This window comes from Xanthomonas sp. LMG 8993, assembly GCF_009835065.2.
In the GTDB taxonomy this organism is placed as follows: Bacteria; Pseudomonadota; Gammaproteobacteria; order Xanthomonadales; family Xanthomonadaceae; genus Xanthomonas; species Xanthomonas arboricola.
On sequence record NZ_QVIF02000003.1, the window covers coordinates 545,871 to 558,681 of the forward strand.

General features: G+C 66.0%; 10 protein-coding genes. 7 read left to right on the forward strand and 3 right to left on the reverse strand.

All coding sequences use genetic code 11. The features are described from left to right. Positions 1-289: 289 nt before the first annotated feature. The 7 genes from DYQ94_RS08665 to DYQ94_RS08695 all read left to right on the forward strand — a co-directional run bounded on the left by DYQ94_RS08665 (position 290) and on the right by DYQ94_RS08695 (position 7,064). Positions 290-1,876, forward strand: a complete 1,587-nt coding sequence (locus tag DYQ94_RS08665; protein ID WP_126965208.1) for an SDR family NAD(P)-dependent oxidoreductase — start codon at positions 290-292, stop codon at positions 1,874-1,876. 135 nt (positions 1,877-2,011) lie between these two features. Beyond that, positions 2,012-3,037 (forward strand): alpha/beta hydrolase, encoded by a 1,026-nt coding sequence (locus DYQ94_RS08670; protein WP_126965209.1) that lies wholly within the window; start codon positions 2,012-2,014, stop codon positions 3,035-3,037. Between the two features lie 286 nt (positions 3,038-3,323). Then, entirely contained in the window at positions 3,324-3,965 is a 642-nt protein-coding gene (locus tag DYQ94_RS08675) for a GntR family transcriptional regulator (RefSeq protein WP_184428950.1), read from the forward strand. Positions 3,966-4,208: 243 nt separating this feature from the next. Further along, positions 4,209-4,349: a lasso peptide xanthomonin 1 gene (locus tag DYQ94_RS08680; protein ID WP_104538648.1), complete on the forward strand. Its 141-nt coding sequence runs from the start codon at positions 4,209-4,211 to the stop codon at positions 4,347-4,349. Between the two features lie 48 nt (positions 4,350-4,397). Next, positions 4,398-4,544, forward strand: coding sequence for a benenodin family lasso peptide (locus DYQ94_RS08685; protein WP_016903880.1), 147 nt, complete (start codon positions 4,398-4,400; stop codon positions 4,542-4,544). Positions 4,545-4,656: 112 nt separating this feature from the next. Then, a complete protein-coding gene (locus DYQ94_RS08690) occupies positions 4,657-5,331 on the forward strand; it encodes a lasso peptide biosynthesis B2 protein (protein WP_126965210.1) in 675 nt (224 codons plus the stop codon). Next, on the forward strand, positions 5,331-7,064 hold the full coding sequence (locus tag DYQ94_RS08695) for a lasso peptide isopeptide bond-forming cyclase (RefSeq protein WP_126965211.1): 1,734 nt from the start codon (positions 5,331-5,333) through the stop codon (positions 7,062-7,064). Before DYQ94_RS08690 ends, DYQ94_RS08695 begins: the two co-directional genes overlap by 1 nt. 70 nt (positions 7,065-7,134) lie before the next feature. On the opposite strand, the gene DYQ94_RS08700 is transcribed toward DYQ94_RS08695, so the two are convergent. The 3 genes from DYQ94_RS08700 to DYQ94_RS08710 all read right to left on the reverse strand — a co-directional run bounded on the left by DYQ94_RS08700 (position 7,135) and on the right by DYQ94_RS08710 (position 12,732). Then, on the reverse strand, positions 7,135-9,210 hold the full coding sequence (locus DYQ94_RS08700) for an Atxe2 family lasso peptide isopeptidase (protein ID WP_252374683.1): 2,076 nt from the start codon (positions 9,208-9,210) through the stop codon (positions 7,135-7,137). A 69-nt stretch (positions 9,211-9,279) separates the two neighbouring features. Continuing rightward, complete coding sequence (locus tag DYQ94_RS08705) at positions 9,280-11,727, reverse strand: TonB-dependent receptor plug domain-containing protein (RefSeq protein WP_160955267.1); 2,448 nt, start codon at positions 11,725-11,727, stop codon at positions 9,280-9,282. A 681-nt stretch (positions 11,728-12,408) separates the two neighbouring features. After that, positions 12,409-12,732 carry a DUF4880 domain-containing protein gene (locus DYQ94_RS08710; protein WP_160955266.1) on the reverse strand — a complete coding sequence of 108 codons (324 nt, stop codon included), beginning with the start codon at positions 12,730-12,732 and terminating at the stop codon, positions 12,409-12,411. Positions 12,733-12,811: the final 79 nt, after the last annotated feature.

The following is a 12,811-nucleotide window of genomic DNA, read 5'->3' on the forward strand; positions in this document are numbered from 1 at the left end:
CAAGCGCGTGCACGCAGGCCTTCCAGCCGCGTGCTGAGAGCTGAACCTGGCGCACGCCCTGCGCGGCGATTGGATGCATCCCCGGCAGCGACGCCCGCACTGCCGCAGCCCATCCAGCCCTGTCATTGGCGCGCGCACCCAAGGATCGGCGAAAATAGCTGCGGTCCGGACGCTCCGGCCTGCGGCGGCAGCGGTCCAGGCCAGCGTGGCCGCTGGCCGCCATCCATCGCGTCCACCGCGCCGCCCGCTGCATGCGCTCCGCCTTCTGTCGCTCTTTTCCGGATCCATCTTGAACACCAACGTCCCACCCCCGCCCGCCGACGACCTGCCCCTGACCGACCGCCTGCGCGCGGCGCTGGACCTGCTGGAGGCCATCGAGGCCGACCGCAGCGTGCTCGACACGCTGCCCGAGGCCGACCGCGTGCGGCTGCACCAGGTGGTGGCCAGGGTCTATCACCCCGAGCCCAAGGCGCGGCGGCAGCTGCTCAAGCAGCGCGAGCGCGAGCGGCACCAGGAGAAGGTGCGCAAGGCCGAAGCGCTGCTCGAGCAGCGCGGCATCCGCGCGCTGCGGCGCAAACCGGTGTTCAGCACGCCCAACTTCTTCCCGCCGCATGCCGCCGGCCTGCACGACGCGCACAACGGCCAGAACGCCACTGCCGCACCGGAGCCCACGCATTCGCCGGAACTGCGCCACTGCTACGTCTGCAAGCAGAAGTTCACCCAGCTGCATCATTTCTACGACCAGATGTGCCCGGCCTGCGCCGAGCTGAACTACTTCAAGCGCACCGAAACCGCCGACCTGCGCGGACGCGTGGCGCTGCTGACCGGCGGACGGGTCAAGATCGGCTATCAGGCCGGTTTGAAGCTGCTGCGCGCCGGCGCGGAACTGATCGTCACCACGCGGTTTCCGCGCGATTCGGCTGCGCGCTATGCGCAGGAGCCGGACTTCAGCGAATGGGGCCATCGCCTGCAGGTGTTCGGCCTGGATCTGCGCCACACCCCCAGCGTAGAAGCGTTCTGCAGCCAGCTGCTGGCCACCCGCGACCGGCTGGACTTCATCATCAACAACGCCTGCCAGACGGTGCGCCGCCCGCCGCAGTTCTACGCGCACATGATGGCCGGCGAGACCGCCGCGCTGCACGAGTTGCCGGAAACCGTACGCAACCTGGTCGGCCATTACGAAGGCCTGCGCACGCCCGAACTGCTGCGCGATGCCTCGGCAATGGCGCTGCCGGCGGTGCATGGCCGCGGCCTGGACGGCGCCGACGGTCTCACCCGCGCCGCCGAGCTGTCGCAGGTGGCGTTGCTGGACGACGAACTGGTCGGCCAGCAGCACCTGTTCCCGGATGGACGCCTGGATCAGGACCTGCAGCAGGTGGATTTGCGCGGGCGCAACTCCTGGCGCCTGCTGATGGACGAAGTGCCCTCGGTGGAACTGCTGGAAACCCAGCTGGTCAACGCCATCGCGCCCTTCATCATCAACGCGCGGCTGAAGCCGCTGATGCTGCGCACGCCCGAGCGCGACAAGCACATCGTCAACGTCTCGGCGATGGAAGGGCAGTTCTACCGCAACTTCAAGACCACCCGGCATCCGCATACCAACATGGCCAAGGCCGCGTTGAACATGATGACGCGCACCTCGGCGGCCGATTACCAGAACGACGGCATCCACATGAACAGCGTCGACACCGGCTGGGTCACCGACGAGGATCCGGCGGACATCGCCGCGCTCAAGGTCCAGCAGGAACGCTTCCATCCGCCCCTGGACATCGTCGACGGCGCCGCGCGCATCGTCGACCCCATCATCCACGGCGCCAACACCGGCGAGCATGTGTGGGGGCAGTTCCTCAAGGACTATGCGCCGACGGATTGGTAAGAGCTCTCAATCGGCAGGTGCCTGCACCGGCGCCTGCTGCAAATGTTGCCGCCATGTGCATAACGGCCGAGCTCCCTTGTCGCCCCATTGACTGCACCGCCGCTAGCGTCACGGTCAACCAACCGAGACGCCCACATGACAGAGCACGGCAAGCCCAACCCGATCATCGACACCCTCTCCAACGTCATCGGCGCCATCCGTGCCGATGACGACATGCACGACCTGGCCCAGGCCCACGATGCGCTCGAACCCAAGGCCATCGAGAAGCTGACGCCGGCCGAAGCCCGGCAGCAGCCGACCATTGCCGATGCGGTCAAGAAGCTCCTGCACGACCAGGGCAGGTCCGCCGACCCGGAGGCGCTGGTGCCCGGCGTCAAGCGCACCTCCCACACGCTGGAAACGCCCGCCGGCAATCTCCCGGCCTTCGTCTACACCCCACAGGGGGGCACCGCACTGCCGGTCATCGTCTATTTCCACGGCGGTGGCTGGGTGATCGCCAATGCCGAGGTCTATGACGGCGGCGCGCGCGGGCTCGCCAAGGAGACCGGCGCCATCGTGGTTTCGGTCGACTATCGCCAGGCACCCGAGCACAAGTTCCCCGCCGCCTGGGACGACGCGCTCGCCGCCTACGAATGGGTGCTGGCAAACGCGGCAAGCATCGGCGGCAACCCGCAGCGCGTCGCCCTTGCAGGCGAGAGCGCCGGCGGCAACCTCGCCATCGCCACGGCAGTAGCCGCGCGCGACAAGGGGCTGCCGGCACCGACGCATATCCTGGCGGTCTACCCGGTCGGGCAGACCGGCAGTCTGCACACCGAGTCCTACATCGAAAACGCCATCGCCAAGCCCCTGAACAAGGCCATGATCGAATGGTTCGTGGGGCACCTGATCCGCGGCGACGCCGACAAGTCGGATACGCGTCTGGACCTGGTCAACGCCAACCTGCGCGGCCTGGCACCGGTGACGATCATCAACGCCACCATCGACCCGCTGCGCAGCGATGGCGCCAAGCTGGAAGATGCGCTGAAGGACGCCAACGTACCGGTCGAGCGTGAGGTCTACACCGGCGTGACGCACGAGTTCTTCGGTTGCGCCGCAGTCGTTGCCAAGGCGAAGGCCGCACAGGAGTACGCAGGCAAGCGGCTGCGCGAGTCGTTCCGCTAACCAAGGCACAGCGTCTGGCACGACGGGAGTGCCACGCAATGGCAGGAACAGATAACTTCCACACGAGGGCCGCCCTGGCATACCAGGCGGCCTTTTTTTAAATACCTAGTTTGTGCGTTATCAAAACTATTACTGTCGGGACAGGGTATTGGCTCCGAGCCTGCCTCGTAGGCAGCACGATGGGACAGGCCTGGGACTAAAAAGGACTACCGCAGCAACTCCTGCCGCAGCCATTGCATGTACGATCCGGCCAGGGGAGGAGTCGCGGTCAGACAAGGAGTTCGCCATGCATGGGATCCACTCCAAAACTACCATCGCCTATACGCAGGTCAGGCACGCACTGCAATCCGGCCGGTATCGACCCGGTCAGCGCATCGATCCGACAACGTTGGCTGCCGAGTTCAAGGTCAGCCCCACGCCGGTACGCCTTGCGTTGCATCGCCTGGTCGGCGAAGGCCTGGTCATCGATCACGCACGCTATGGCTTGCAGGTGCCGCTGCTCACCGAGGTCGCACTTCGGGATCTTTACGACTGGATGGACCGCCTGCTGCGGATGGCCTGCGATATCGGCGTTGCACCGACACCGCACGCCGCTGGCGAGTTGGAGCCCACCACTGCGCCTGCGGACGTGGTCAAGCAGACCTGGAAGCTCTTCGACGCCATCGCCCATGCCACGGCGCATTGGTCGCTGCATCATGCCGTCAGGCAGACCAACGACCGGTTGGCACCGGTGCGACGTGCCAAACATGGCCTGCTCGACTCTCTCGAAGAAGAACTGGCAGAGCTCACGCTGCACTGGCAGCAGCGCAACCTTGCCGCGTTGCAGACAGCGTTGCATGCCTATCACGTACGCCGCATCCAGGCCGTGCCTCGCATCGTGGCGGCGATGAATGAGCGCATCAATCAGGCTTCCAGCTTCGGCGACTGAGTGTCGTCAGCGCAGCACATCGCGGGATCTGCATGCTGTGCTTGCGAGCTGCCGGCAACCTGTGCCTGATGCGGCGCGAAGGTACGATGCGACGCCACCGGCCAGGTTTGTGGTCATCTTCGACGACGGTCACATAGTGCATTTAATTATGACGGTGTTACGACTTAATAATTTGAAAATCAATACACCTGTTTCCTAACGTGTCTGCGTCATGGATCCCCATGACACAACCAGGAGACAGCGATGAACATCAATGACACCACCTACAGCGATGCATCCAGCGAGATCACGGTGCTTGGCGTTGCCAGCACCGACACCAAAGGCGGCCCGCTCGCTGGCGAAGAAATCGGCGGCTTCAACGTGCCTGGCATTTCCGAAGAGTGAACCCGAGGCGTGCCTGAGTGCACGCCTCTCCCACCAGGAGTAGAGACCATGGATACCAGCAACAACGACGCGCACACCACGACGTTTGGTCAGGATCTCATCGTGCTTGGGATCGCAAGCCTGGACACGCAGGGCGGGCCACTGGCAGGCGAAGAAATGGGTGGCAGCACCACGCTGGGCATCAGCCAGGACTAGGCGCTGCCAACGCGCGGCGGTCGCCACTCGGCTGTACATGCCGGTGAGCAACTTCCCAGGCCACGGGGCGCACTGCAACGGTGCGCCCCTTCTCCCTCTCAAGGACAGCGCCATGCACCGCTACACATTGCGCGACGACCTAGCGTTCTGCCGCATTGGCGATCGCTTGGTGTTCCTGGATGTCGGCAACGACCGCTATTTCCGTCTGCCCGAGGCACTGGAGCACTCCCTGCTCGCCTACCTGGCACATGACCCGGTGTCGGACCTGGAGATCAACGACCTTGTCGAACGGGGCTTGCTGATGGAGCGGTCGCAAGCGACCGCCGGCCCGCAGCTTCCCGTCATGCCTGTTTTGCGTAGCGCGATGGAAATGGCTGTACCGGCGCGACGACCACAGCTGCTTGAAAAGCTCGAGGTGCTGGCACTTGTGCTGTCCACACGCCTGGCATTGAAGCGCACCCCGCTTGGCAGGGTACTTGGCAGCCTCTCCGCTGGAGCACAGCGTCGGGGGATGCAGCAACGCTCGCTCGCCGGACTCGAGCAACGGCTCACCGATGCAGCGTCCACCTTCCAGCGAGCACGCGTGTGGGTGCCGGTCGAGATGCGCTGCCTGCTCGATTCAGTCGCATTGGCAAGATTCCTGCGTAGGCGCCAGCTCGACGCCCAGCTTGTCTTCGGAGTCGCACTCGATCCGTTTTCGGCCCATTGCTGGGTACAGACAGGCGATCTGGTCCTGAACGACACGGTCGGCAACGTCCACGCGCATACCCCCATCCGGGTGGTGTGATGTACCGCTACATCGCCTTGTTCAACCATGCGCAGGTGCACCGCGATGGCGAACGCGCCGGCGTCGATGCGTCGTTGCGCCAGATCGGGTTACAGCTACGGCAACGCGCTGGGCACATCGACCTGTATGCCTCAGACGACACGCCCGTGCTCGACCTGCCTGGTGGTGGCGCACTGATCGGCCATGTCTTTTCGCAGCGCGACAACGCCCCCTTGCTGGACGGCGCATCGCTGCATGCGTTGTCCGCAGCACAACGGACACGGCACGTGATCGAGACGCACTGGGGCGAGTACCTGCTGTTGCATGCACCGCGCGCGGACCCGAGCGCCATCACCGTGATGCGCGAGCCTTCCGGCGGCGTGGCATGCGTTTACGCGCTACAGCATGGCTTCATCACTTCAGATATTTCGATCGCCACGCATGCCGGTGTGTACACGCGTGAGATCGACTGGGACTCCATCGCCCATCATCTGCACTACCCGCACCTCAAGACCGAGCGCACCGGGCTTGTCGGCGTACGCGAATTGCTGCCGGGCAGCCAGCTGTGTCTACAGTCCAACCACAGCCGTGTCGAGCAAGTCTGGAACCCCTGGGATTTCGTCGCAGCCTCTCGGCGCCGGCACGACCCACTCGACGCACAGGCACAGCTGCGTCAGACGGTGGCCTCCAGCGTCACGTGTTGGGCGCGGACCGATGCGTCCGTGCTGCTGGAACTCTCTGGCGGCCTGGACTCCTCCATCCTCGCCGCATGCCTGAAAGACACCACCGCGCGCGTGGCGTGCTGCAATCTGGTCACGCCGGTGCCTGGCGCCGACGAGCGGCACTATGCCCGGCAGATGAGCGATCTATTGGGCACCGAGCTGATCGTGCGCACGCTGGGGTTCGACGCTGCACCAGTCGATTTCGCACCGCCGGCACATGCGGTCGCGCCCAGCACCTGGTTTCTGCAGCATGCCTCCAATGCGCTGAAAGAAGCGATCGGCACGCAGCTGGCCATCACCAGTTTCTTTTCCGGCGGCGGTGGCGACACCGTGTTCTGCAACACCAGAACCGCCGCGCCCGCCGCAGACGCCTTCCGTGCAGGCGGCCTGCGCGCCGGCTTCAGCGCAGTCCATGCACTTGCCGAACTGCACCAATGCACGCTGTGGAAAGCAGGCAGGTTGACGATCAAGAAACTCCTCGCCAAGGCCGGACCTCCACGCAAGCCGGAGCGATCGTTCCTGCCAGGCACGCAGGCTGAGATTCCATTGCAATCGCATCCCTGGTTCAATGCCCCACCCGACAGCCTGCCCGGCGACCGCGAACGTATCGTCGATCTGGCCGGCACCCAGGTGTTCCGTGATGGACTGGCGCGCAGTGCATCTTGGCACCTGCGCATGCCGCTGCTCTCGCAACCGGTGGTGGAGGCCTGCCTGACAGTGCCGAGCTGGATGTGGATCGCTGGCGGCCGCAATCGCGCCGTCGCACGCGATGCGTTTGCGGATGTGCTGCCTGCGCAGATTCTGCATCGCCGCAGCAAAGGCACCTTCATGAACTACTCCGGCGCGGTCTATCGTCGGGGCAGGCAGCAGATCCGCGATTATCTGCTGCAGGGTCGGCTTGCAGGCCAGGGGCTGCTGGACGCCGATGCCCTGCGCCACCATTTCGACCACACAGTGGCCGACGGCGACCACAGCGTCATGCGCATCTTTGACCTGTGTGCGGTCGAGAACTGGGTCCGTCATCAGCGCTGAGGTTGCCTGCACTGTGTAGGTGCGTGGCGCCCGCATGCCAACGTGCCACGCGTCAGCTGCGCCACACACGCTAGTCCCCACGCGCCGGCAGTGCCGCCTTGATTGCACGCCAGCGCACATACTGCGCGGCCTTTTCCGGCGCAGGGTCCTGGTAGTCCTGCAACCAGAAGCGGAACCAATCGACGTTGCGCGCATACACGGCCAACTTGTGCTGCGGCTGGAACTTCTGGTGCGGCTCGTTCGCAAACACGTACAGCTCGGCGCGTTGCGCACGCAGCAGGGGAATCAGGTAATCCAGCGCGTACAGATACTCCTGCTCGGAATGCTGGAACAGGATGGGCGCACGAATCCGCTCCAGCTTGAACGCTGGCGACAACACCTTCCACCGCTCGGGTGTCTGCTCCGGTGCACCCAGGCCCCACATGTCGCGCAGCCCCTTGAGGAAGGGCTCGCCCTTCATGCTGCCGAACAGGTAGTACGACGGCGACACCACCGGGTTGGCCACCGAAGCGGCGGCCAGCAGGTTCGACTCGGTGGCCGTCCACAGGGTCACCGCACCGCCGAAGCTCAGCCCGCCCATGCCCACCCGCGTGCGATCGATGCCGGCCTGTGACGACAACAACGCCACCGCGCTTTCCACCGCCGCCAGCCCTTCGCCGTGCCGTTCCACCGCATCCATGGTGTAGCCGGGCAGCTGATTGATGCACAGCGCTGCGATGCCGACCTGCGCCAACGCGGCGAGCGGCCACTCATCGCCCACGCCACCGCGTAGGAAGCCAGGGCAGCTGTAGTAGGTGACGAACAACGGCGGCTTGCCCGCGCCGGTACCGTGTGCCGCGAAGAACTGCCCGCTGTATCGCCGCCCACGTGCATCGCTCCACTGCAACAGCCGTGCAGGCGTTGCACGCGCCATGTCCGCTGCAAGCTCCGCGTTTGGATCGAACAGCACCTGCCGCGTGCCATCGTCCAGGCCGATACGTTCCAGACGCGGCGGGCGATCGGCTTCGGCTGTCACGCACACCAGCGCAACGGCCGAGGCACCGCAGCGTGCCGCCGGGTCACGCCCGCCATTGATCAAACCGCGCCCCTGCACCACCAACCGCACCTGCCCGGTGGCCGGATTCCAGCGCTGGATGGATTGCGCCAGGCCCAATGCAGGATCGGTGATGGTGAAGAGCACCTCCGCATTCCCCGGGCGCCACTGCACTGCACTGATTGCCTTGTCCACGCAGGCCGCCGCGGTGCAGCGCACGGCCTTGCGGGCGTGTGCACCGGGCAGGACTGACAGCGCCACCTGCGGACGGAATAGCTGGCCCTTGCCATCACCCACACGCGACAACACCGCCACCGCACCACCGGGCGCAGGCACGGACTGCCACACGTCACCGTCGACACCGTGCGTACTGATGGGCGATTCCTCCGCAGGCACCGGCGCATCCGCGAGTGGCCGCGTGGTTGCCGTCGCCAGGTCCAGCGCCACCCAATGCTCCGGCACATCCGCCGACAAGCCGGTACGATCGAACCACACCGTGCCGAAGCGCTGCGTCGCCAGGCGTCCTTGCACATTGCCCGAGCGGAACAGGCCCTGCCCGAGCGGTACCGTCTCGTCGATCCGGATGCCTTGCGCATACTCGTCCTGTTCGGCCGCCATGACCTGCGCGCGCGTGGCGCCGACGCGGTAACGCAGCACCCGCCCATCCGCGTCCAGCGAAAACTCCTGCACGTCGGCCGCATCGTGGGTCACCGCTTGCGCGCCGGAACCGTCCGCCGCCGCGCGCCACACCGCAATCACGTCATCGATCAACGCGCGGTAGTACAGCCAGCGCCCATCCGGCGACCACAGCACCTTTGCAGGCAAGGACCCGCCTGCCGAATCGCGCAAGGGCACGCCGCCATCGGCAATGCGTCTGGGCGCAGCGTCCTGCAGGCCCTGCACGTACCAGACGCTGTCGTAGGTATTGCGCTGCACCGCTGCCTGCTCGGTGCGAAAGGCCACGCTGCGGCCATCCGGCGACAGCGTGGGGCTGCCGATATCCACCACCTCCAGCAATCGCTGGGACGATACCGTTTGCGCATGTCCCACGCATGCACCTGCCGCCATCAGCACGCCTGCAAGCAGCAGGCGCCATGGTTTGTGATTCCTCACGCACACACTCCTCTCAGCAACGCTCAAGGACCATCGCCAATACATCGGCTGCAGCAGGCAGCCCACGCATCACCAGTGCTTGGACACCGACACGCTCACGAAGCGGCCAATCGCCGAATAGTTGGTGGAGTCGTACGGCGCCACGTACAGCGGCGAGGTCACCCGATACAACGGCGGATCGCGATCGAAGGCGTTGTCCACCGACGCACCGAACTCCAGCCCCGCCCACGCATCGCCGCGTGCGCCGGTGGCGTAGCGCGACGCCATATCGAATGTGGTGAACGATGCCGACTCCACCCCGTCGGCGCGGTTGCGCACCCCGCCGCGGTAGTTGCCGAACAGCGAGGCGGTAAGCCCGCCCTGCTTCCACACCGCGCCCACGCGGCTGCTCAGCTTGGGCGGGTTGAACAGCGTGCCGGACAGATCGAACGTCGGTTGCGCGGGCAACGTCTGCTGCGTGCTGTCCAGCCAGCTCGCCGAGCCGCGCAAGGTCAGCGTGCCGCGCGCCAACGCCACCTGGTAGCTACCGCTCAGGTCCAGACCCTCGATGTCCTGCTGCGCCACGTTGGCGTACTGCGTGTAGATGATTGCCGCCACCCGGCTCGGGTCGTAGGCGACGCCGGCAAAGTTGGAGAACCGGCTGGCGAGTGCGATCACATCGGCCTGCGCCTGCGGCGTCGGCGTGCGGTCCACGAAGGGCGCGTAGATCGGATTGCGCAACGCCTGGCTGGCATTGGCGATCGGCTGCAACACGCGGTTGCTGTAGTCCACCCCGAACCAGGTCAGCTCCGCCTCCAGGCCATCCAGCGCCTCGGGGTGCCAGGCCAGCGAGACCGAGCGGGTGATGGCGCGCTCCGGCTGCAGATCCTGGTTGCCGCCATCGGCCACCAGCACCGTCGTCCCGGCGGGAAAGCCTACCCCGCCGAACGCGCCCGGCTGGAACAGCCACGCCTCCTGCGCGTAGTTGCGCTCGAACAGCGTGGGCGCCTTGAACGACTTGCCCCACGAGGCCTTGAGCGTCACATCGCTGCCAGGCGCATACAGCACACCGAACTTGGGCGTCGTCACCCCGCCGAAGCTGCTGTAGTCCTCCCCGCGCACCGCCGCTGTCAGCGTCAGTCGCTGCACACCGGGCACGCCCTGCGCCGGGCCCACCACCGGCAGATTCAGCTCCGCATAGGCAAAGCGCGCGCTTTCGCTGCCGTCGATCGTCTCCACGCCACTGACGTGGTTGACGTTACGGAACGTGTTGCTGCGATACCCCACCCCGGTGGCCAGGCGCGCATCGCCTGCCGGCAGCGCGAACAGCGGCCCTTCGGCGCCCAGCTCGTAACTGCGGCTGTCGTTGCAATAGCACAGGTCGGTCACGCTCACCGCACCGCTAGCCAGCGCCGTCTCCTGGCGGTATTGATCGTGCTTGCTGTTGCCGTCGGTGGCGCCCAATGTCAGCGTCCAGTCGTTGGGCAACCACACCACAAGGCTCGGTGACAGCAGCAGGCTGGTGGTGGTCGGAGTGACCCGGCTGTTGCGGCCACTGACAGCGTAAAAATGCAGTTGGTCGCGTTCAGTGCGTAACGCATCCAGGCGCAATTCGGCGTTGTCGCCCAGCGCCTGGTAAGCACTCAGCAGCCCGCTGCGCAGGTCGCTGCCCGGATACAGCGTGGACGGGTCGGTGAGTTGAGTGGTGTAACTACGCTGACGGCTGTAGATGGGGTCTGCGGACGCGTCCTGATAGGTCGCGATCACTCCACCACTGCGCCAGGTGGTGCCGGCCGTAACGCTGTATTGCCGCGAGGTGAGCCCGCCTTGCGTGGCCCGCCCGAAGCGCGTGCCAACGCTCACCCCGTCGTAGTCGCGCTTGAGGATCACATTACCGACGCCACCCACCGCGTCCGACCCATAGATTGCCGACGCACCGTCGGCCACGATCTCCAGCCGCTCCACTGCCTCCACCGGGATCGCGCTGAGGTCCACCGCCTGGGTGAATCCACCATAGGCCAGCCGGCGCCCATTGAGCAGGGTGAGCGTGGCATCGGCGCCCAACCCGCGCAGGTTGAGGCTCGCGCCGCCGGTCATGTTCTGGTTCGCATTGCCGGCCCCGGCCAGATTGCCGCTCAGCACGCCCGGGTTCTGCCCACCGGAGAAGTTCTGCGGCACGCTGCGGATCACCTCGCCCAGATCGCTGAAATCCTCTTCCTGGATGTGCGCCGCGCTGATCGAAATCACCGGCGACGGAACTGCACCGCCCTTGATGCGCGTGCCGGTGACTTCGATGGACTCCAACTCGGTCGCGGCGGTTTGCGCCGGCGCGGTCGCCGCAATCGCAGTCTCCGGCGAGCCGGGCCTGGGCGGCTCGCCTGCGTTCGGTGCCACGGCTGCCGGCGTTTTCTGCGCCGCTGCCGGAGCTTGCGTCGCCCCCTGCGCTGTCGCTGCCCGTGCCCCCACCGCACCTGCCGCCCCGCTCGCCACGGCTAGCAGGGCGATGGAAATGGCGTTGCGTAACGTGCGTGTCTTCATGCTGCGTCCTTTGGCTTGCCTGGGTTGGCCCGCCGACGGCGCACTCCGGGTCGACCCGGCGCGCATCGCCAGCTGAGCAAGATCGGTCCTGCACCCGACTGCTGAAACGCGGGCACCGCAGCGCGGCGGGCAGCGACCAGTATCACTAACTGTTTGATTTTCGAGCAATCATTGCGCACGCAAAATGGCTCGGCACCCATCCGGGCCCGACACGTCATCGCTGTGTATGCAATTGCCCTTTCCCCACTACCTGCTACGCGTCCACTACGCCTGCATCGCCATCACCAGAGCACGCCGGCCGTGGCTACGTGCACAGGCGCATCACCGCGCTGCGCATCCGCTTCCACCGCTGGGGTTTGCACGCGTTGCACAGCAGTGCGTTCCTGCGCCGCAAGGTTGTGCAGCGACAGCAGCGAGACCACCGCCAAGGCCAGTCTGCTGCGTGCATGATCAAAACCGACACCGCTCCCCGATACTGCCCGTCGTGCTTGCATGTGCATCCTTCGCGTCCTGGGCGCGGCACCATCGCCATTGCGTCCCCCGACAACAAGTGATGTTGCGCAAGCGCAATGCCCTACCAGCAACGTGTGCAATATGCAGGCAGCGCTGCAACAGAGCGCACATTCAACGGTTTCCGCAACACGCAGTGCGGTTTGCTGAGTGCCGAGCGCTGAGTGCGCGCTACTGCACCAGCAGGTGATGCACCGCGTAGCCGATCGCGGCAACCAGCATCGCTGCCAGCAACAGCCAGGGCCAGCGACGACGCCGGCCGGAGGCCGGCGTCAGCAGTTCCAGATCGCGTGCAGTGGCGGCCTGCAACTCGGGATCATCCAGCACTGCCGACGCGTGTTCGTCCACGTCGAGCAACTGCTGGTAGGCCGCACGATGGCGCGGATCGGCAGCCAGCCACGCCTCGCGCGCAGCGCGCTCGGCAGCAGTCTCGCTGCCGCGTCGAACGAGATAGGCGGCCGCCTGCGCGTGGATGCGCCCGGACTCTGCACGCATGGCTGGTGACTCCCGACGGGCCGTCTGCTGCGCCCTCGCGCACGATGCTACCAGCATCTTCCGGCGGCGCCAGCCAGCC

What these genes read in the sequence shown, in the direction of transcription:
- DYQ94_RS08690 (WP_126965210.1), top strand. Translation starts at nt 4,657, where the DNA reads ATGCACCGCTACACATTGCGCGACGACCTAGCGTTCTGCCGCATTGGC.
- DYQ94_RS08705 (WP_160955267.1), bottom strand. Translation starts at nt 11,727, where the DNA reads ATGAAGACACGCACGTTACGCAACGCCATTTCCATCGCCCTGCTAGCC.
- DYQ94_RS08680 (WP_104538648.1), top strand. Translation starts at nt 4,209, where the DNA reads ATGAACATCAATGACACCACCTACAGCGATGCATCCAGCGAGATCACG.
- DYQ94_RS08685 (WP_016903880.1), top strand. Translation starts at nt 4,398, where the DNA reads ATGGATACCAGCAACAACGACGCGCACACCACGACGTTTGGTCAGGAT.
- DYQ94_RS08710 (WP_160955266.1), bottom strand. Translation starts at nt 12,732, where the DNA reads ATGCGTGCAGAGTCCGGGCGCATCCACGCGCAGGCGGCCGCCTATCTC.
- DYQ94_RS08670 (WP_126965209.1), top strand. Translation starts at nt 2,012, where the DNA reads ATGACAGAGCACGGCAAGCCCAACCCGATCATCGACACCCTCTCCAAC.
- DYQ94_RS08675 (WP_184428950.1), top strand. Translation starts at nt 3,324, where the DNA reads ATGCATGGGATCCACTCCAAAACTACCATCGCCTATACGCAGGTCAGG.
- DYQ94_RS08695 (WP_126965211.1), top strand. Translation starts at nt 5,331, where the DNA reads ATGTACCGCTACATCGCCTTGTTCAACCATGCGCAGGTGCACCGCGAT.